Origin of the sequence: Anaerobiospirillum sp. NML120511, assembly GCF_023050955.1 — a bacterium.
Classification (GTDB): Bacteria; Pseudomonadota; Gammaproteobacteria; order Enterobacterales; family Succinivibrionaceae; genus Anaerobiospirillum.
Genome location: NZ_JALKIK010000021.1, coordinates 19,218 through 40,835 on the forward strand (window position 1 = coordinate 19,218; position 21,618 = coordinate 40,835).

The window sequence follows — 21,618 nt, forward strand, 5'->3', positions numbered from 1 at the left end:
GATGTCTGCATGTGCAATGTGTGCAGACACTCAGCCTGAGGCGGGTATGCCCTCAGACCAGAATCACTGCACAATCGGCTCATGGGAACCTGGCATTCAGGGGCGAATCAGGTCAGCTCATGGCCAGATCCTGGTCGGTATCCGGGCCAGATCCTGGTAAGTTCCAGGTGATATCCTGGTCGGCATCCGGCCAGATCCTGGTCACAGGCCTGTCAGGTGCATGTTGAAGACAGTAGCTTTGGCTAACTTTGCATAAGTTTTACTTATGCCAAAGTGTCAAATCAGGCCTTTTTCAATGCTTTTTACCCGTTTGTTTTACCTTGCGCTCCGACTGGTACTGCCTTTGTGCTCCTGTAGAATATGGCGGGATAGCGGACCTTGTCTGGTGGGATAAAAGGGCGTGTTTATCATATTTATCGGTAATAAAAGATAGATAAACCCGTGGTACGGATACAGAGCCATGAGCTGGTTATGTCCGTCCCTGGGGGATTTTTTGGCTGTTATGGTTAAAATGCCCTAAATTTTGTCATATTATTAAAGTGATTTTATTAAGTCATTAAATAAACTAGCAATGTTGTAACATGGCCGCTAAAGCGTTTTTGAGCACTTTTGCTGCCATTTTTCGGGCTTTTTTAGCGTTTTTGGTTACTTTTCAGCCCTTTTTTGACGATTTTGGACATTTTTGCTCCCTTTAATAAACAGCAAAAAGTCACAAATAAATATCCCCGGTGCGCGCCGTGCCTTTTGCGTGCCTTTTTGCTCCCTGCCCATGCGGGGACTTCCTGACTGTTTTTTCTTTCACCTCAGTCCCGTCTCTTCCCATATCTGCGGGGATTTTACGCTCCACAAGCCGTGTCCGCACTCCTGATATATCCGTCAATATTACCGGAGAACAAAGCGCCGCATTGCCTCATACTGACATACAGGTTATCCATATGAAATTCTTGTGCTCCCCGCTCCCAAAATGGCTTTTATATGCTCTTTATCAGGCATAACTTGCAGTTTGCGTTATTTTGACTGCAAGGTTGCTACAATGCCCCCGTGCATTTACCTGAGCATTTTCCGCTGCTCCTTACGGGCAGCCGGAGTAATAAGGATCAAATTATGAGCAATTCCCACTCTTCAGATCAGAGCACTGAGGCGCTGCAAGCCCAGGCTGACCTGTCAGCCCAGGCTGCGCCATCAGCACCAGCTGCCGCCTCAGGCTGTGTCGAGCTGACTCATGAGCAGTATGCAGCCCAGTTCAGTCAGCTTGACTCCGAGGCTCTGTATACCTTCCTTGCCGCCGTACTGGTAACAGTATGTTTCTGGCTGGCTATTTTCCTCACTCACGACAGCACAGTATCCATATGGCATATGCCTCTGTGGTTTGTTCTGAGCTGCCTTGGAGGCTATGTCCTTTCTGTAGGCGTAGTCATTGTGCTGGTCAAATTCTTCATGAAGCCATGCGTGCTTAATGTCACTTCCGTCAAAAACAAAACCGACAGGGGAGAGTGAGATCAATGTTTAATATCCTGCCTCTGGTACCGGTTGGTATCTTCTTTATCGTCCTTCTGGGCGTGGGCTGGGCCGCCTCATGGCGCTCCAACCGTGCCGCAAACTTCAAAAAGGAATACTTCCTTGGCTCCCAGAGCCTGGGTGGCATTGTGCTGGCCATGACCCTGGTAGCCACCTACGGATCAGTATCCTCCTTTGTGTCAGGTCCGGGTATTGCCTGGAATCTTGGTCTGGGCTGGGTGGTTTTTGCCGCTCCGCAGATTATCACTGCCTTTTTAATTCTGGGCGTTCTGGCCAAGAAGCTGACCCTGCTGTCACACCGTACCGACAGCCTGACCGTTATTGACCTTATCTATGAGCGCTTCAGATCCCGCACCGTATCCTTTGTGCTGGCCATTTTGCTCATCATCTTCTTTATCGCCATGATTGTGGGCCAGTTCATTGGTGGTGCCCAGATCTTTGCCGGCCTTACCGGCATCGACTACAAGCTGGGTCTTATCATCTTTGCCCTGGTTACCGTACTGTATTCCTCAGGCGGTTTCCGCGCTGTGGCTGTTACTGATGCTATCTGTGCCCTGCTGATGCTAACCGGCATGTTTGTCCTTGGTTATGTCATCATCACCGAAGGCGGCGGCCTTGGTCAGGTAATGAAGACCATTTCCGAGGTCAATATCAACGAGGCTACCGGCATCAGTCGCAATCTTGAGTACAATGCCGGCGGCGCCCTGCCAATTGGCCTGCTGTTCTCCACCTGGATTCTGGTAGGCTTTGCCACCATTGGTCTGCCTCAGTCTCTGGTACGATGCATGAGCTACAGCTCCAGCCAGGAACTGCACAAGTCCATGATTATCGCCACCGTTGTCTGCGGTGCCCTGATGATTGGTATGACCATGCTGGGTGTGCTGGCCCGTGCCGTAGTAACTCAACTGCCAGCAGGCGGTACTGACACAGTTATCCCTTCACTGATTGCCGCCAAAATGCATCCTCTGCTTGCAGGCGTGACTATTCTGGGCCCTCTGGCAGCTACCATGAGTACTGTCAGCTCCCTGCTCATTGCTGCTGCCTCAGCTGTGGTTCGTGATCTCTTCAAGTCCCTGCACCGCCCTGAGGGCAAGGCAAACGAGCCTGAGCTTATCGAGGACTCCGTAAGCAGCTCCATGAGCTATCACGAGAAGCTGATTGTAAAGGGCACTGCCATGATCATGGGCGTCATTGCCATTATCCTGGCCCTGTTCCCTATGGATGTGGTTGCCTGGATTAACCTCTTTGCCTTTGGCGGTCTGGAAAGCGCCTTTGTCTGGCCGGTACTGCTGGGTCTGTTCTCCCGCCGCTTTAATACCTGCGGTCTGCTGGTGAGCATTGCCAGCTCCATCAGTGTCTATGCCATTGGCATGATCTTCAAGATCTCCATGTTCAGTGCCCACGCCATTGTTCCGGCCCTAATTGCCGGCCTCATTGGCGCCATCATCGGCACCTGGATTGGCAACAACATGCTCCGTCAGGGCATGAGCCGCCAGACCCACGACATCTTCTTCCCGCACAAGCCATATCTGTCCCGTGCCTGATAACACAGCACGTGCCGCCTGCCGGTCCATCCGACGTCCCGTCTGACACCGGCCCGTCCAACGTCCGGTCCAACACCGGCCTGGCAGCGGCAACGCAGGCCGTGGCTGAACTCACGGGGCGCATGCCCTCTGGCTCAGTCCCGGCCCCACAGATATGCAGCAACAGCTGCAGGATGCACAAAAAACAGGAGGCGCTTTTCCTTAGCCGGAAAAGCGCCTCCTGTCATTTATGGCCCTGCCAGACCAGATCAGGTCTGATCATTACCATTATCACCATCATTGCCTGGCATCAGATACTTGAGCTCGCGCATGGATCTGCCACGGCCAAAGCCGTAGCCCTTGCCAAAATCAAGGTCAAAATTGTTAACCCCGAATTTGCCCAGTACCTCATCTCCACCGGCCCTGCCGGCACCGGCGGCAGCCCCGCCTGCGGCACCAGCATACGGCGCAGCACCGCTTGCGGCATGAGAGAGCGCCTCTACAGGCACAAACTCATCATCATCGCCATCATTGCTGTCGTTGAAGTCCCCGCCTGCAAACCAGTTGTCATCATCAGGCTCAGACCACGCACCTGCTCCAGCTGCATCTGTGGCCGGTGCCGCCGCTGCTGCGTCGGCAGCTGCGCCGGCAGCAGCCCTGCTGCGCTCCAGAGGCGGCAATGCCGGACCACCAAAAGGCGATGAGCTCACTGCTCCTCCATAAGGCGACGCACCGGCATCAGCATCTGAGCTGGTGCCAGAGCCACTTTCGTCAGTGGCACTGCCACTCCACAGCTCATAAGGTGAGACCTGACGGGCATAAGGAGAGCCATTCGGGCTGCCATAAGGCGACATTCCCTGACCACCAAAAGGTGAAGCACCTGCGACAGCACCATATGGTGAGGCAGCTGCCCTGGCACTGCTGTCAGCGCCCTGAGCGCCCTTACTGCCCTCAAGGAAGTCAGCAAGTGACATCTTGCGGGCAGCGGCGGCACCAGCAGTCAGAGCAGCAGCAGGAGCCGATGGTGTCCCAGCGCTGACCTCAGATGCTGGTGTGGCTACTGGAGCGCCTGCTCCCCATGGACTTGCTGCGCCTGCGGCACCAGGACCGGAGGTGCTCTGCTGTCTTAAGCGCTGCTCCCACTGATTAATGCTGATGCTGCGATTGTCCTCATCCTCAACATCGCCCTCAGGATAATTGAAATTATGAGGTCGCGAGGCATAAGGCGATGGAGAGGCTGCAGCCGCACCGGCAGCAGATCCTGCTGTGGCTGTTGCTGCTGCAGGCTGGGCGCCCTTACGGGCATCAAGAAAGTCAGCCAGCGACATGCCTCGTGCCTGAGCTGCCGCTGCCGGTGCCGGAGCGGTCGCTGGTGCCGCCTGGGCAGCTTGAGCTGCTTGCGGGGCGGCAGCCTCAGGCGAGGCAGCCTCGGGGGCGGCTGAGGAGGCTGCGTTGAGACGCTCAAATTTGGCGGTAAAGGCAAGGGTGCGCTCGCGACCGAGCTTCTCGTAAAAGACCAGATACTCACCATCGGCCTCACGCACTTCGCGTACCACGCCATGGCCCAGCAGCTTGTGGAAGAAGCGCTCACCTGCGGTCATGTGGTCGCCGCTGCTGTTGCGGGCAGAGGTCTGATCACGATTGATGCAGTCGGCGCTGCTGCCACCAATCTCGATGACATCCTCACGCTTGACCTCGCTTAAAAAGCGCGATGGCTGGCGCTTAATCCTGGCTGACGGATCAGAGCGGTTCTGCAGCTCACCACCGGCCTCAGACAGAAAGAGCTGCTTGCGGGCACGGGTCATGGCCACATACATCAGGCGGCGCTCTTCCTCTACATTGAGCTCATTAATGGCCTTTTTGCTTGGGAAAACAGCTTCATTGACGCTTACGACAAAGACATAGTCAAACTCAAGGCCCTTGGCATTATGCACTGTCATCAGACGTACCGGAGCATCAGGCCTGTTTTCGTCCATACTGGTCATCAGGGTGATATTGGCAATGAAGTCAGCAAGATTGACCTCATCATCCTGATTCTTCTTGAAGTCATTGAGGTAGGTCTTCAATGAGGCAATGTTCTCAAGACGCTCATCCTCACCTGATTGCTTAATCCACTCCTCATAGCCGCTGTTGTTGATAATGATCTCAAAGTCATCTGCCGGAGCACGAAAATCCATGGCATTCATGGCTGTCATGGTGCTGACAAAGCTCTCCATCCCTGTCCTTTTGTAAAGGAAGTCATCATCAGCGCTGTGGGCAAGGGCATGGAACAGTGAGCAGCCCTGTGCTCTGGCAATAGCCTCAAGATGCTCCATACGCTTTTTGCCAAAGCCACGTGGAGGAACATTGACCACACGACGGAAGGCCACATCATCATCAAGGTTGACGCGCAGTCTGATGTAGGCAATGACATCCCTGATTTCCTTGCGGTCAAAGAAGCGCTGGTCGCCAATGACGTTGTAAGGAATATGGCTGGTTACCAGAGCATTCTCAAGCTGCATGGCCACATAGTGGGCACGGTAGAGAATGGCAATGGATGACTCAGGGAAGAGCTCTCTGATTTCCTTAATGGTACGGCAGACGTAATCGGCCTCAACATAAATTGAGGAGGTATGGGTAATGACCGGCTTCATGCTCAGAGCACGGCCATTTTTATCCGGGGTCTCACTCAGAACGCCGCGCAGACCTTCTACCTGCCTGTCGCTGACAGCCTGATACTCATAGTGATACTGCCCGTCACCTGCCTGCAGAGTAACCGCCTCACTGTAGGAGGGACGTCCCCCGACACTGCCCTGGCCATACGGGCCGGTCGCACCAGCCTGGCCATAAGGGCTGCCCTGGCTGCCCTGGCTGCCCAGGCTCCCCTGGCTGCCGTCACCCGGGCGCACCGGCTCAAGGCCGATACGCTCGAGCTTTTGCTGGGCACGGTAGCCGGTAACACGGGCCAGTCTGTCCTTGCGCTGTCTGAGTGCAGTGCCCTGACTGTAATAGGAGCTGCTGGCTATTTTGGCAGCCACATCAGGGCTCATCCTGTCTTCTTTGCGGATATTAGGGTCGTGGGTAGATGCCATGTCATCAATGGTGATGTCAGTGCGCATGGCCACCAGAGGCAGACGGTCGGGGTCAGGATTGTTGGAAATAACGGAGTAGGCCGCCTGCAGGATATGACTTTGCGAGCGGTAGTTATAAGTCAGATTGAGCTTGCGTCCCTGCCCGGCATGCAGGTTACAGAAGTTCTTGAAATATTCGACGCGGGCACCACGGAAAGAGTAAATGGTCTGATCAGGATCGCCTACGATAAAGAGATTGTTGTTTTTTCCGGCCAGGATCTCGACCAGTTCATACTGATCACTGTCGATATCTTGGAACTCATCGACCATGATGTACTCAAGGCGCTTCTGCCAGCGCTCTTTGACTTCAGGGAAGTGATTGAGAATATGCAGGGTCAGTAAGATAAGATCATCAAAATCAAGCGAATAGGTGGTGCGCTGGGCAAAAAGATAGCGCCAGAAAAGCTTGAGCTCATCTTCGGCAGCTTCCTGGGAGCGCTTCATAAGTTCCATGCTGTCAGGACCAATCAGGGCCGGCACATAGTCACGGTCGCCCTTTTTGGCATCGATAAACTCCCAGGCCTTTTTAAGGCTGAGCTTCTTGCCGTCCACCTCGCATTCCTGGTACAGGGGACGGAGCAGATCCTTGACGTCAGAGACGTCACTGACAGTAAAGGTCTTAGGCCAGCCAACGGCCATGATTTCCTCACGCAAAAAGAGCGCGCAGAAAGCATGGAAGGTGGTAACAAAAGGATTGCCCACAGCATTGCCACACAGCTGCTGGACACGCTGTTTCATCTCAATGGCGGCCTTGTTGGTAAAGGTCACACACCATACCGAGCGCGGCGAAATACCATACTCATTGATGAGATAGGCATAGCGGTATGTCAGGGTGCGGGTCTTGCCCGTGCCGGCACCGGCATGCAGACAGATATAGCCCTCAGTGGCCTCAACGGCCTCACGCTGTTCATCATTGAGCACATCAAGCCAGTCAGACATTACGCCTCCCTGAAAAATCTACCAGACATCCAGCTCACCCAACCCTGCTACGCCCAGTCCTGCGGGCCTGGCATGGACATGGCCATGGCCATGGCCGGGCAGGTCAGTGCTGCAGCTCGCCCCGTGTCGGAAGCGCTTTGCGCTCCGGCCTGCGTCCAGGGTGCAGGCATTTGTTCCTGACCTGCCACGGCAGGTCAGGAACAGCCTGTAAGTGAGCCTGGTAATAATAGCATTAATACAAAAAGAGCCCTAACAGCTTACTGTCAGAGCTCATTGATATGGCTTTTGCTGTGCCTGCCTGTGCAGCCACTCCCAGCCCTGCCCGGCTACGCCCAGCCCGGCCACGCCCAGCCCCTGGGGCCGGACAACTCAAATGCCGCCCGGCATTTTGGCCTTTACGCGTGTGCCGCCTTCAGGCCAAAGTGCCCATGCGGCTTAGTCCCCTCCAGGAAAGCCTTGCGTTCTTACTTTACGCGTGGGCCGTTGGAAATCTTGCTGAAATCGAAGAGATTACGATCGAGCAGATGAGATGGGACCACATTCTTGAGGGCCTTGAAAATAATGTCAGGACGCTTTGGATAATCCTTTTCCCAGCCGCGAATCATGCGCAGCATGGCAGCACGCTCTTCGTTCTCGCCGTAACCGCACAGGCCCTTTGGCACTATCGGGTAGTCCTTGAGTTTGGCCAGGGTGGTCAGGTCACGCTCGCGGCAGTAGGCAAGAGGTCTGATGACGGTGAGGTCATCAGTGTCATTGCGCAGAATCGGCGGCATGGTCTTCATAATGCCTGAGTAGAACAGGTTTAAGAAGAAAGTAGCCAGGATGTCGTCACGGTGGTGCCCCAGGGCTACCTTGGTGATGTTGAGCTCACGGGCAGCAGTGTACAGAAAGCCACGGCGCATACGGGAGCAGATAGAGCACATGCGCTGATCAGGGCCGATCTTGGACTTGGAAATCTGGTAAACAGGACGCTTGAGTACGAAGTAATCAAGGCCTACATTCTTAAGATGTCCCTCTACCATGCCCTCAGGGGTGCCCGGAAAACCAGGATCGATATGCACAGGGATAAGGGTAAAAGGAATAGGAGCTGAACGCTTGATGGAAAGAAGCAGATCCAGCATGGCATAGGAGTCCTTGCCGCCGGAAATACAGACCATGACGCGGTCGCCAGGCTCAATCATTCCGTAATCACCAATGGCATGACCTACCTTGCGGCGCAGACGCTTGAACAGCTTGTCTGCCTTATACTTGGCTTCCTTGTCTTCGATATTGAAGTAAGGACTTACCTTGCGGCCGTATTCATCAGCTTTGGACGGTAAATCATTGTCATCACGCACTTTATTTGCCCTCCTGAGGCATGCAACAGAGGTCTTTCCATATGCGCTCAGGGCTGGCAGGCCCATGGCACACATAATGTCCAGAAAAATGGGCCCACAGTTTAGCACGAATGCCATATTTTCCCCAATCTGCCAGGATTTATCACCACAGCATCACCACTGCCATCAGCGCCCCTGCAACAACCTCACTCCCACCATCCCCATACAGGCACCAGTGGCCCGGCATGGCATTGCTGGCATGCCATGGCTGTGCCCATGGCAAGGCCAGCTACCAGACCTGGGCCAGGCCAGGAACCCGGTCCTGGGCTCTGGCCTGGCGCAGGCATGGCACAGGCCGGCTGCGGCTGTTCAGAGCGATGATGTCAGTAATAAGAGCGCTGAAAGTGCATAGGCAGCAGCTTTATGGTTTACAATCAGCAATTTACTGTCAGCGAGCCCTAACGGAGAACAAGCAGCACATGTATATTCATGAAAGTTATAAAATCGATATCCCTGTCGATATTTACAAACCTGTCGTATCTCATGTCAGTGAGCACCGGCTGCATAAATACTTGTATGGTGATGCCAAAGCAAGTGGGATGATGCTGCTTAAATACTATTCATTCAAAAGTCCTGAGGGCGTATATGCCATGACCTCAGACTTTTGCCCAAGGTATATAAACAGTTTTGTAAAGCCCAGCAGCCACTGTGACCTGGTCCTGCCATATCCTGTTTATGATGACACCGGCAAAATTTCAGGTGAGACTACAGTTACTCCAACTATGCCATGCCAGTATTTCTCCTGCGGACTGACCGAGATTGAGTGTCGCGATGAGCCACTGCAAATGCTGGTTATCATCGATCTCTTCAGCACTGAGATTGCAGTATGCTGCCTTGGTCGCAATCGCAGTTCTGACCTTATGACTCATGGTTTAAAAATGCTCGCCGAGCATATGAAAAGAGCCGCTCCTGCCGGTTCAAAGGCCCTTGTGTACACAGGACGCAACACTGTTTTCAAGGACAAAAAGGTACAGAACGCTCTTGCCAGCCTGCCAGACATCAAAACCTATATTCCTCAAAAGGCCACCAACGCCGCAACCGCTATGGTTCAGAACTTCTTCAAGCGCTGGAAGGTTTCAGGCATCAAACCACATATTGCCTGTACTCATGTTTGGAATACAGTGGCAAATGAGATCCTGCTTTCCATTCACTACTGGAATAATCACAGTCTGAACATGTCACACAAGAACATAAACCCTGCTGTGACTACAAGACTGTTCAGCTTTGCCGATGCAGTGGAGAAAGAAAAGCGCCTGCAGGACCTCATCAGCTCAGAAAAGAAAGCCCTTGAGAGTAAGGAATGTCCGGTAATTGAAGAGGGACGTGACTTCAAAGACGAGCTGGCCTTGCGCCCTTTTGAGTTCCTGCTGGCTAATGCCTTTACTGTGACAGATGAGGAGTCTGGGCGTACCCTTAATGTCTTTGCCATCATCGACGAATACAGCTCCGAGCTGCTGGCACTGGACTGGCAGGAAAAGCTCAATCCAGATCTGATTATCAAAGCTCTCAAACAACTTTATCCTTTTAGAGAGTATCTGCCAGGATGCCGTATTTATACCCATACTGCTCTGCCTGATCCTGAGGATCCTGATGCCCATAATCTGCTTGCTGAGCTTCAGGCCAGCACTGATCTGCATGAGGTATTAAGAGATCTGGGAATACGTCTGCGCTGCAGCAGTGACTACCAGGCAAGCGGCGCCCCTAAGGCAAGAGGAATCATGGCCAGGATAAAAAACTATCTTGGTCTGTCACAAAAGCTCGACCAGTATGAGTTTGAACAACTCCTCAAGGTGTTACCAGACTGGAAAGGTATCTACAACGAAGATGGCAAGCCAAGCCCATCCACTGTGCGTACTTCCTGGTTTAACTCACAAAAAAAATCTCCAGGGATCAGCTGATGCCGGCAAGGCCCCGGACGCCTCTGCCGACCCGGCTGCCTCAGCCACTCCGGCAGCCTCATCCGACCAGGCCTCCTCAGCTGCTCCAGCTGTAAAGCCAGCTGCAGGCAAGGCTACTGGTAAATAAGGCACGCCCCGGCACCACTGTCTCGACCTTACAGTACACTGCAGGCCTGCTGACACTGTTCCGGGGTGCCAGCAAGCTGCCCGGCACTGGCCGTATTGCAGCCGTCCGGCATCTTTCCGGGCCCAGTAGCGACAAAGCCCCTGACTGTAAACACAGTCAGGGGCTTTGCTTTGTAAAGTATCTGGCAATTCCCGGCGTGCGCAGCTGCCGGGAATTATTTTACTGGTACATACAGACTAAGGGGCAGAAACTCCCTCAGCAGCTAAAGGCACACGCTCTATAACAGCTTTTGGAGTGATTACTGCTACGTCACAGGCAAGGTTATCCACTACGCGCTCGCAGATATTGCCAGCCAGAGCTACCGCTACACCCTTACGTGCTGAGGTACCAATAAACAGGGCTGTTGGCTTGAGTTCAGCACAAAGGGTTGGAATAACATCATCTGGCTGACCTTCACGGATATGGCAGTGCTCAGCAGGAATCTTATGACGGGCAGCAAAGGACAGCACAGCCTTGCAGCCTTCCTTTAAGGCCGCATCACCCAGCAGATCCGGGGTAAATCCTGGCATATTCATAGATGTCGGTGGCATCAGCGGAGGAATGGCGTTGAGGATATGGATCTGGCAGTGCATGATGCGGCACAGCTCCTGAGCCTCACGCAGCAGACGCATGTTAAGCATGCGGGCCTCACTGTCATCAGGATCAGACAGATCAAGGGCAATTGCCACAATGCCGGTTGGATGCCAGATATGATCCTTGGCAATCAGCACTGGTACGGGAGCATGACGCAGCAGCTGCCAGTCAAGCGGAGTGAAGAACACACTGTCAAACATGCCATGAACTTCATGAGCCTTGATGAGCAGGTCCACACCCTCTTCATGAGCCATGTGGGTAATGTCCTTGCCCGCTGAGCGTGACCAGATAACACGGGTATGAATGTCATAGCCCATGGCGTGGATAGACAGGTAGGCCTTGAGCCACTTTTCACTGCGGGCAATAACTGAAGCCTTGATATCTTCCTTAGGCTCAACGGAAAGCATGGAAGTAAGATCACGGGTAAGCTCGGTAACAGGCATTACGGCGATGATCTCAAGAGTGGATCTGCCTCCGGCATGAGCTATGGCCATGGCACGCTCCAGAGCAACCTGGCGCATCTGTTTTGGCTCAATGACCACCATTATTTTCTTAAATTTTCTCACTTAAGAACTCCGTTTGTGCTTATATCCAGGCAAACCATTCAGTATCATTTCTGCCCACAGGCAAAACCTCGCAGCAAGTTAAGCTGTCAGAAATAAAGGTCAGGGAAAACATTTCCCATCCTGATCTGAGGTCAGGCCGGAAATCCTCTGCAAGTCCTGCCACGGTCATCACCACCTGATGCCCAAATCCGACAGGGCCATCACTGCCTGATGCCAGAACCAAATGCACAGATACCATGCCAGAAACTGACATTTTGCCAGAGGCTGACATACTGTTAAGACATGACTTTCAGGGACTGAAAAGTACTAATCGCGGCCGTTATCTTAACACGACCACTGCAAAAGCACATGCAAGGCATATCAGCCCGTGGCGCAAAGCAAGTAAATAACCGCTTTGACCGGCTGACATTTCTTTCAATCTATTTTAGTACATACCAGGCCGGACGTATCTTATTTTTTCCCGGATACGGTCATTGCTCCAAAAAGTACCATTTTTCTGCCCGTTAAGTCCTGGCACAGGGAACTTTTCTCCAATAAGCCCAGGCATACGCACCACCGGCCCTGACAGGCCCCCAGAGCATCAGGCAACAGTCAGACTCCAGCCCGCACTGCTGACAATCCCATGCTTACGGCCTCCATCCCGAAGCCTCAAGCCCGGAGCATGAAGCCCTTATCCTCCAGTATGAACATGCGCCTTCAGGCATGCGGCAAAGACGCCAGTGAGCCCGGGCGACTCTGGCCATTCGGCCATGGGCGCCTGGCAGTCTGCCAGCAGCTGGAGACAACAAGGCCGGCAAAAAGCCGGCCCCTGTGACGCACTAATGCTCGTCCCTGTCTTCAATACAGTAGTTGTAGGTTGATGTGACCAGCGTCTGCCATGCGCGGCGAATGCGCTCTACATAGCGGTCATGAACCTTCTGATTTACGCTGTAATGGAAGTGGTAATTGCCTACGCCGGTCCAGATGTTGCCATCAGCCTTTTCAATCTCACGGCGAATCAGATAGCCCATGGCCCAGATGTTATGGCAAGGCTTGGATTTGATATCGCTTTTGGTGAGCTTGAACTGACGCAGTTCACCAAGACGCACGTCATTAATCTGGCTTGGACCACAGTCCTGAGTGCCGTTTCTGTTAGTGCCGCACTTGCCATTGACAGGACCGCGCTCCACGTACAGGATGGAGTACAGCAGCTCTTCAGGCAGCTCAAACTGATAGGCTGTCCAGGCAATGCAGCTTTTGAGCGAAGCATACTGCTTCATAGGAGGCTCAAGATAAGCCACCTCACGCCAGTGACCGGTAACCTCGCAGGACAAGGAGGCGCCAAAGGCAGAGGTCGACAGGAAGATCACAGCTGCGCCAAGCATACCCATGACAGCCATAAAACTCATCTTTCTCATGGAAATAACTGTCTTAATTGAAGTTGAGATCATAGCCCCTCGAGCTCAGTAAATGTAAAGACTGGAAGTACTGTTCACAACACAGTTGCCTGCACTCAGCCCCTGACAGGCTTCATGTGCACCATGGGATATGGTTTGCCCTTGCTGTCATATTCACTGCGTCCGGCAACTGAACTCCCATATGCTCGTAAAAGCCTGAAGCCCGAAGGTTTTGCATGTTGACATCAACAATGCAGTCCCCAGTCTCATTTATGGCATACAGGATAAGCTCTTTGCCGGCACCGCTTCCTCTGAAGTCGTCATGACAAAAAGTATCTCGATACGGTCGGCAGCAATGCCTGTGAAACCGGCTATACGGCCATGGCGCTTAACGACGTACAGGTCAACGTAGCCAAAGTACATGCACAGATTGCTTTTGTAGAACTCATAATCCTTCTGACCTGGAAAGTCATGAGTACTGAGCACAGCACTCTCCCACACGCAAGTAAGCTCGTCGTAGCCAGCATTACCTGTCTTACAGATCTTTTATTACCTGCCAGGGAATAGTGCCATATATCATGAATAGAGGGCCCTGCAGCAGCTGGCATCGGGCACAGCATGTGGTACAGGCAGCCAGCCCTTAGCACTGTCCATTATGTTTACTACTGCTTTTTGATTTGCTCTTCAATCAGGCGCATGCCGGCGTCGCGCTCATCTTTGTTCAGCGGCATGGAGGCGGTGACAGCTTCGAGCATATCCACCTCAAGCCTGTCCTGACTTACCTTGTCATAGTTGATGGCACGGGCAGCAGGATTTGGCTTGCCAAAGCGGTATGGCTCAGGCTGAATGAAGGTATTGCCGTCCACATAGTAATTTACAGTCATGGAGGTAATCAGAGTACGTACCGAGCTCTGCTGATTGATGACAGTGAGCGGCTTTAAGGTAAACAGGAAGCTCTGATTGATGCCCTTCAGACGTACCTGCAGCAGGGTAGCTGAGGCTCCCTGGAACTGGCGCACCATCAGCTCGGACGGAGCAGCTGTAGTCTCGGCAATAAATCCCTGGTTCTCAACGCGGGAGGACACAATGTCCATAGGGTAGCCGTTGAGATCATAGAAACGGATGATGGATACGCCATGGCGCGGTACTGCCACTTCATACTGAGCCTGATAGGTAGCGCTCATGCGCATGACCTTGGACTCGGCGTCACCAGGAACTGTTGGAACCTCAACAGAGTTCTGAGGGTCATTGCGGCCCTCGATGTAAATCTTTTCGCTCTTCTGCTCCTTGGTTCTGAAGTCCTTTAAGGTATCAGAAAGCTCAGGAGGAGCCTGAGGGGCAATAACATCAGCATGAGCTGTGCCCAGCAGCCATGAGCCGCCCTGAGAGCTCATACCCGGGGCATGACTTGTCAGGACCTGTGAATAATCAGAGGTCCAGTTAACGGTGCGCGGAAGATCCAGAGTGGAGAGTACTGCCACTGCGCACATGGTCAGTCCCATACTTTTTAAATTTAACATCATGACCTGAGTATACCATTACCCGCCATCTTTGACTCTGACCAGGCTCACAGCGCACAGCATTACATCACGCTTCACCCCGCATCAGCCCAGGCTGCCCAGGCTACCCCTGCAGCCGGGCAGCCGGGCTCCTGTACCACTGTCCCGTGCGTCCTGCCAGCCGCCTGGGCTGGCTGCATACCAGGCCCCTGCAATGCCCGCATGCCAGGCCTGCTCCCTGCAATTTATGCCTGCCAGAGATGCTCCCTGCAATGCCTGCCAGATGGATCTGTGGGGCGCAGTGGCACTGGGTGGCTGTGCGGTTTAGCTAATGGTGAGGCGGTTATGCGACCAGTCTGTGAGTTATGGGCACGATATGGCAATTGCGGGGAGTTGAATAACTGGACAGGAGGCCCTGCCTGGGCATGATGATCCGGGGGGCTGGCTTTGGAGCCATAAAGATGATTCCTGTGGGCCTGGCTGAATATTTTTTGCATGGACGTGCCGCGTTCTGCGCAGCTGTTAAAATTTGGCCTTTTCAGAACTGGCCATACCCATATGTGCTAGAATAAATGTTTCAGCAAGGCATTTATATCGGCCTTTCGGGCTGGGTTATTGCCTCTGGGATAACAGCTGCCCGGGGTATCAGATGCTGCATCGTTGGGATCTGCTGCGGAGTACAGCCTCTGACAGACGGAAGATGCTGCTGATTCCAGGAGCTGTGAGCTTCTGACAACCAGAGTTTATTTGATCTTTTCACGAGGAAAAGTATGACCGCTTTAGTACTGGGCCACAAGAACCCTGACACTGATTCTATCGTTTCTGCCTTATCAGCTACCAACTTATACCGTGGTCGCGGCATCGACGTTAAGCCTGTTGCTCAGGGCACCCCTGCTCCTGAGACCGCTTTCGTTTTAGAGAAGTTTGGTCTTACTGCTCCTGAGGTATGCCACTCCGTAGCCGGTCAGGAAGTTTACCTGGTTGACTACTCCGATCTGGCTCAGGCTCCGGATGACTTTGCCAAGTGCAAGCTCCTTGGCATTATCGATCACCACAAGCTCGGTGACGTTACCTCTGACACCCCTGTTGAGGTTTACTTAAAGCCAGTAGGCTGCTCCAACACCGTTATCAAGGAGCTCCACGACTACTACAAGGTTGAGATCAATCCATCCCTGGCCGGCGCCATGTTATGCGCTATCCTTTCTGACACAGTTCTGTTCAAGAGCCCAACCTGCACCGAGGCTGACAAGCAGGCCGCCTACGACCTTGCAAAGATTGCCGGCGTTGAGGATCTGCAGGCTCTGGGCATGGAAATGTTCAAGGCCAAGAGCAACCTGTCCGGCGCCTCTGCCCGTGACTTAATCTTCCGTGACTTCAAGGACTTTGACATGTCCGGCAACAAGGTTGGCATTGGTCAGCTCGAGCTGGTTTCCCTGTCCTTAATCACCCCTGAGTTAAAGGCCCAGTTACAGGACGAGCTCAACAAGGTTAAGGCCGAAGGCCGTCACTCCGCCTTACTGGTTATTACCGACATCATGGAAGAGGGCTCCGAGCTGCTCATGTGCTCTGACAATGGCGAGTTAATTACAAAAGCCCTGAACACTACCGTCAGCGACAAGATGTGGATGCCAGGCGTTATGAGCCGTAAGAAGCAGGTTGTTCCTAACCTCGAGCAGGCTTTCAAGGCTTAATTGCTTTCCCTGAGCCATCTGCACATGCGCGATGGTTACCTCAGGCAGCCGCCAGCAACCTGGCTTACAGGCACAGCTCTTATGAGGCGGCTGCTGTATGAGAACAGACAGAGGCACTGGTGACCACCAGTGCCTTGTTTTTGTCCGCCTTGCTCACCAGAGCAAGACTGCCCACTGCCTGCATAAGCAAGTCTGCTGGCCTGCCCTGCAAAAGCCTGGACGCTGGTCTGCCCCGCATAAGCAAGGCTGCTGGCCTGCCCTGCATAAGCAAGGCTGCTGGCCTGCCCTGCAAGAGCCTGGACGCTGGCCTGCCCTGCAAAAACACGGCTGCCTGACTTCTGTCCTGCCCGGCATAAGCATACTTGCCTGAGTTGAGCTGATTGATCTGTATGTACCGGGCGAGGCCTGTGGACAGGGTTTATGCTGGTGATTGCGATGAATAAGATGGGCTTTGACTGGTTTTGGCCTGTTTTATCCTGATTTTTCACAGTTTTAGCCCGCTTTTGGCCACTTTTGGGCTGCTTTTGGGCCGTTTTGGCCTTGTTCCTGTTTTTTTGCCTGTTTTCCCGTTTTCCTGTTTTTGCCCCTGTAATGCTACTTCCTCTGAGGATCTGTAATGGCTGTAAATAATCAGACTAAACCAAAGCTCGACCATGTGCCACGCATTGGCGTGGTTTCTCTGGGCTGTCCAAAGAACCTGGTTGACTCCCAGCGTTTGATTTCCGTTTTACTGGCCAAAGGTTATCGTCTGGAGAATGACTTCAATGAGGCCGACCTGGTCATCATTAACACCTGCGGCTTTATTGAGCCAGCAGTTGAGGAGTCATTTGAGGCTATTTACGATGCCCGTCAGCAGTGCCAGCAGGTACTGGTCATGGGCTGCCTTGGTGCCCAGAAAGAAAAGGTTCTCGAAGAGTATCCTGATGTAGCCGATGTAATTGGCCCGGGCCGCCGAGCTGCTGTACTGCGTGCCGTAGAGCGCCTCGTAGGTGAGCCGCCTGCCATTGCCCGTCAGTCAGTTCCAGCCTCAGGCGTACTGCTTACCCCTAAGCATTACAGCTACCTTAAGATTTCCGAGGGCTGCCGTCATCACTGCGCTTTCTGTATCATCCCTGATCTGCGCGGTACACTGCGATCCCGTCCAATTGACAATATCATTGCCGAAGCCAATGATCTGAGCTCCCGTGGCGTCAGGGAAATCATGATTATTTCCCAGGATACCTCCGACTACGGTGGCGACCTGCGCGACGGCACCAATCTTCTCAAGCTGTGCGATGCCCTGGGAACTGTAAGCCCACGTCCATGGTTCCGCATGCATTATGTCTATCCGGGCAAGATTGTGGATGACCTCATTCCTTACATGAGAGATGGCATTATCCTGCCTTATCTTGACATGCCGCTGCAGCATGCCAGTGCTCCTGTACTCAAGAAGATGAAGCGTCCTGGCAATATTGAGCGCACCTATGAGCGTATCTGCCAGTGGCGTGAAATCTGCCCGGATCTCACTATCCGCTCCAACATCATTACCGGCTTCCCAGGTGAGACTGAGCAGGACTTTGAAAATCTGCTCGACTTCATCAAAAAAGCCCGCCTTGACCGCGTAGGCACCTTCCCATACTCAGATGTCGAGGGTGCACAGGCCAATGATTACGAGGGCTCCCTGCCAGTAGAGGTTCGTCAGGAGCGTGCCCGCATTGTCATGGAAACTCAGGCTGAAGTTTCCCGTGCCAAGCTTGCCGGGCGTGTGGGCAAGAGCTTTGAGATGCTGGTTGATGCCATTACCGATGAGGGCACTGTCATTGGCCGCACCAAATACGAGGCTCCGGACATTGACGGTATTGTCACCATTGAGGAGCTGCCAGGTGGTGCCCGCGTTAACGAAGGTGACTTACTGCGCGTAAAGATTACCGACAGTGACGAGCATGACCTGTGGGCTGAGTTTGAGGAGAACATAACTCCTAATACCCACATCCCATTCCGTCTGGTCACCCCAAAGAACCCTGTGCTGCCATAAGCACAGCAGGCAGGTGGCCCGGCCATACAGCTGCCCACAGCCGCACCTGGGCAGCTGCCAGGCTGCGCCGTGTGCTGCACAGCCCTGCCCATAATGGCCAAAAGCCCCGACTGTCTGTCAGACAGCCGGGGCTTTTTCATGCCGGGTTAAACGGCGGTGAGCACCTGTCAGAGATATCAGTGCTCATAATTGTGCTTGCAGTACTTTGCAATCACGCACTTTTCGCAGTGCCCCTCAAAGTTACGGGCAGTGCAGTTGTAGCGGCCATGGAGCAGCAGATAGTGATGGGCTTCCTTTAAGAAAGGTTCAGCTACCAGCGGAGCAATGCGCTCCTCTACCTGACCTGGGCACTTGCCAATGCACAGACCTGTTCTTGTTGCCACGCGGAACACGTGGGTATCAACGGCAATAAAAGGCTGACCAAAGGCCACGTTGAGAACGACACGGGCAGTTTTGGAGCCCACACCAGGCAGAGCAGTCAGCTCATCAAAGTTGTCAGGCACCTGTCCGTCGTACTTGTCGACCAGAACGGCAGAGAGCTGGGCCAGGAATTTGGCCTTGTTCTTCCACAGTCCAATGCTCTGAATAAAAGGAGCAATGCCATCAGCACCAAGGGCCGCCATTGAGCGGGCATCAGGAGCTTTGGCAAACAGAGCAGGAGTTGCCTTGTTCACCGAGGCATCAGTGGCCTGAGCAGAGAGCACCACGGCGCACAGCAGCTCAAAAGTATTGGAAAACTCAAGCTCGCTCTTTGGATTAGGGTTCTGCTTTTGCAGCAGGCTCATCATCTCATAGCGCTCTTTTTCATTGAGCAGAGTGATTTCCTTAAACTGCTCCTCAATCCCCTTGCTTGGCTCAGCAAAAACCTGAGCCACCTTAGCCCGGCTCTTGCCCCCGGCCTTTGCCTTTGGCTCAGCAACTGGCTTGTCAGCCTTGGAGGTCTTTGCAGCCTTTGCCTTAGCCTTTGGCTCTGCTGCAGGCTTTTCTGCCTTGGATGCCTTGGTTGCCTTTGCGGCTTTGGCCTTTGGCTCAGCAACTGGCTTGTCAGCCTTGGAGGTCTTTGCAGCCTTTGCCTTAGCCTTTGGCTCTGCTGCAGGCTTGTCTGCCTTGGAGGTCTTTGCAGCCTTAGCCTTAGCCTTTGGCTCTGCTGCAGGCTTGTCTGCCTTGGAGGTCTTTGCAGTCTTTGCCTTAGCCTTTGGCTCTGCTGCAGGCTTGTCTGCCTTGGAGGTCTTTGCAGCATTAGCCTTTGGCTCAGCAGCATCCTTTTCTACCTTGGATGCCTTGGTTGCCTTTGCAGCCTTGGCCTTTGGCTCAGCAGCAGGCTTGTCTGCCTTTGAGGTCTTTGCAGCCTTGGCCTTTGGCTCAGCGGCTGGCTTGTCTGCCCTGGCAGACTTGGCAGCCTTGGTGGCCCTTACATTTTGCTCAGCGGCTGGTCTGGCGGTTTTGGCTGATTTGGCGGTCTTTTTCAGGGTCTTTTCCTGTTCACTTGCGGTGCTCATGGTGGTCCCTCGATTTGTGGTACCGGTCTCAGGCATGGGCCTGATGCTCTCTTTTTGTGTGTATGCTGACAATTATGGGCTATCTGCAGACCTTATCAAGTCAGGTCCCTATCATGTGCGTGATTTTATCGATGGGCATCAGGACTGATGGTCAAAAAGCCTGTAAATCACAGGCTGTGGACAAATTATTTACAACAGTCTCTGGCGATGTGAGTAAGCCTTTGCTTACGCTGCGCTACAAGTGATGCATCAAATGGCTTATTTATGCTGATTTCAGGCAGTGTTATCACTTGCGCAAAATATGCAATTGATTCTTGTCTGTTAGCCAAATTAAGCACTATGAAGTACAATGACCGCGCCTGTGTCGTGTATACATCGCAAAAGGCAGAGCTGCACCGCCCTTAGGGGAAGCTTGACCAGGTGCAGTTTCTGTCTTTTGCGATGCATGCATACCCCGGGACTTATACCCTCAGGTTTATCCTGATATTTATCCTTACTCCAGCCGGTTCAAATCCTTTTCCTGACTGCCGGGCTCTGATCCCGTTAAATCATCAGCCCCCTGCAGACATTAAAAGGTGCATAGAAAGTGGGTACGATGATAGACGCTTTAATACTCTTCTTCAGCGCCGCCATAGTTAATAACTTTGTGCTGGTCCGCTTCCTTGGTATCTGTCCTTTTATCGGCGTATCAAGCCAGCTCTCTGCCGCCCTGGGTATGGGTGGAGCCACCACATTTGTGCTGGTGCTCTCAGCCCTTATCTGTACCCTTGCCAACAATTATGTTCTGGGACCTCTGGGCCTTACCTCACTTGATCTCATAGTAGACATCATCATTATTGCCGTAGCCGTTCAGTCTGTGGAAATCATTATCCGCAAGACCTCCTATAACCTTTATCAGGCTCTGGGCATCTACCTCCCACTTATCACCAGCAACTGCATTGTGCTTGGTCTGGTGCTGCTCAACAGCTCTCTGAATCACTCCCTGTTAAGCGCCATGGTCTACGCTCTGGGTGCCGGTGCCGGCTTTACTCTGGTACTGACTCTCTTTGCCGCCATGCGTGAGCGTCTGGTTTTAAACGACGTACCAGCTCCTTTCCAGGGAACAGCCATTGCCCTTATCAGTGCCGGACTGATGTCCCTTGCATTCATGGGCTTTGCCGGATTTACCGGCAGCTCGGTCTGACGACATGCCTGGCAACAGCCCAGGCCTCAGCCCTGGCCACGGGCACGGCATCAGTCCCGGAATCAGGCACGGCATCAGGCTGTAAGTCAGCCTGAGCATGGCACTGACAGCAGCTCTTAACAGGCACGCATATCAGGCCATCTTCACATGGAAAAACCCCTTTTCTGAATACTTTCTCCTGCTCTAAGGAGATCCGTACTGGGCCGTCCGTTCCTGGCGCTGTGAAAGCTCATCAGTGATGCTTTTACGGCTCATTGCCCGGATGCTGCCAGGCTGATAGTTGCAGCCGTCAAGTGCGCCCCTGTAAAAGGTACGCAGTATGCGCCTGAGGTGCATTGAGGCTGAGCCGGCGCTCAGTTTATGGACCATAAATTAATCGCCTGCCATCCCACACATGCAGTGAATACAGGATGGCAGCGCTGCAGGCTGACAGATCTGACCTCAGGTCAGCTCTGCCAGACAGAGCAAGGATGCTCTGTATGCCCTGTTCAGGCACCTGCATATGTCAGTTACATGCCGCGCTGCCGGGCAATGCCTGCACTGCCCGGCAGTACAGGCCCCTTGCTGTGGCCAGTGGTACAGCAGGAGGCAGCAGGCTTTCAGCCACATGCTTAAGCTCATTAGAGCGCGGGACGCGGCGTAAACAGTTACTGTGCCGTGTTTTGC

At 53.3% G+C, this 21,618-nt stretch carries 13 protein-coding genes; 6 read left to right on the forward strand and 7 right to left on the reverse strand.

From position 1 onward, the window contains the following. Positions 1–1,104 precede the first annotated feature (1,104 nt). Positions 1,105–1,497, forward strand: a complete 393-nt coding sequence (locus MXE39_RS07340) for a YhdT family protein (protein ID WP_246977890.1) — start codon at positions 1,105–1,107, stop codon at positions 1,495–1,497. Positions 1,498–1,502: 5 nt separating this feature from the next. Further along, positions 1,503–3,062 carry a sodium/pantothenate symporter gene (gene panF, locus MXE39_RS07345; protein ID WP_246977891.1) on the forward strand — a complete coding sequence of 520 codons (1,560 nt, stop codon included), beginning with the start codon at positions 1,503–1,505 and terminating at the stop codon, positions 3,060–3,062. A gap of 248 nt (positions 3,063–3,310) precedes the next feature. On the opposite strand, the gene MXE39_RS07350 is transcribed toward panF, so the two are convergent. Both MXE39_RS07350 and ttcA read right to left on the reverse strand, forming a co-directional pair. Next, the gene (locus MXE39_RS07350) at positions 3,311–7,090 is read right to left on the reverse strand and encodes an ATP-dependent helicase (protein ID WP_246977892.1); all 3,780 of its coding nucleotides are present in this window, start codon (positions 7,088–7,090) and stop codon (positions 3,311–3,313) included. Positions 7,091–7,554: 464 nt separating this feature from the next. Continuing rightward, the gene (gene ttcA, locus MXE39_RS07355; protein ID WP_246977893.1) at positions 7,555–8,427 is read right to left on the reverse strand and encodes a tRNA 2-thiocytidine(32) synthetase TtcA; all 873 of its coding nucleotides are present in this window, start codon (positions 8,425–8,427) and stop codon (positions 7,555–7,557) included. 761 nt (positions 8,428–9,188) lie between these two features. On the opposite strand from ttcA, the gene MXE39_RS07360 reads away from it, so the two are divergent. Further along, entirely contained in the window at positions 9,189–10,364 is a 1,176-nt protein-coding gene (locus MXE39_RS07360) for a hypothetical protein (RefSeq protein ID WP_247073903.1), read from the forward strand. A gap of 363 nt (positions 10,365–10,727) precedes the next feature. Here MXE39_RS07360 and uspE read toward each other — a convergent pair whose 3' ends face one another. From uspE to MXE39_RS07380, 4 genes are all read right to left on the reverse strand, one after another. Beyond that, positions 10,728–11,690 (reverse strand): universal stress protein UspE, encoded by a 963-nt coding sequence (gene uspE / locus MXE39_RS07365; protein WP_246977895.1) that lies wholly within the window; start codon positions 11,688–11,690, stop codon positions 10,728–10,730. An 818-nt stretch (positions 11,691–12,508) separates the two neighbouring features. Further along, the gene (locus tag MXE39_RS07370) at positions 12,509–13,120 is read right to left on the reverse strand and encodes a lytic transglycosylase domain-containing protein (RefSeq protein WP_246977896.1); all 612 of its coding nucleotides are present in this window, start codon (positions 13,118–13,120) and stop codon (positions 12,509–12,511) included. Between the two features lie 216 nt (positions 13,121–13,336). Beyond that, positions 13,337–13,552 carry a hypothetical protein gene (locus MXE39_RS07375; protein ID WP_246977897.1) on the reverse strand — a complete coding sequence of 72 codons (216 nt, stop codon included), beginning with the start codon at positions 13,550–13,552 and terminating at the stop codon, positions 13,337–13,339. A gap of 176 nt (positions 13,553–13,728) precedes the next feature. Then, positions 13,729–14,589 carry a hypothetical protein gene (locus MXE39_RS07380; RefSeq protein WP_246977898.1) on the reverse strand — a complete coding sequence of 287 codons (861 nt, stop codon included), beginning with the start codon at positions 14,587–14,589 and terminating at the stop codon, positions 13,729–13,731. A 746-nt stretch (positions 14,590–15,335) separates the two neighbouring features. Between MXE39_RS07380 and MXE39_RS07385 the strand changes: the two genes are divergently transcribed. Together MXE39_RS07385 and rimO are read left to right on the forward strand one after the other, a co-directional pair. After that, complete coding sequence (locus MXE39_RS07385; RefSeq protein WP_246977899.1) at positions 15,336–16,256, forward strand: manganese-dependent inorganic pyrophosphatase; 921 nt, start codon at positions 15,336–15,338, stop codon at positions 16,254–16,256. Between the two features lie 616 nt (positions 16,257–16,872). Further along, entirely contained in the window at positions 16,873–18,270 is a 1,398-nt protein-coding gene (gene rimO / locus MXE39_RS07390; protein WP_246977900.1) for a 30S ribosomal protein S12 methylthiotransferase RimO, read from the forward strand. Between the two features lie 176 nt (positions 18,271–18,446). Here the strand turns inward: rimO and nth are convergent, their stop codons facing one another. Next, complete coding sequence (gene nth / locus MXE39_RS07395) at positions 18,447–19,769, reverse strand: endonuclease III (RefSeq protein WP_246977901.1); 1,323 nt, start codon at positions 19,767–19,769, stop codon at positions 18,447–18,449. Positions 19,770–20,364: 595 nt separating this feature from the next. Here nth and rsxA point away from each other — a divergent pair. Then, complete coding sequence (gene rsxA, locus MXE39_RS07400) at positions 20,365–20,952, forward strand: electron transport complex subunit RsxA (RefSeq protein WP_246977902.1); 588 nt, start codon at positions 20,365–20,367, stop codon at positions 20,950–20,952. Positions 20,953–21,618: the final 666 nt, after the last annotated feature.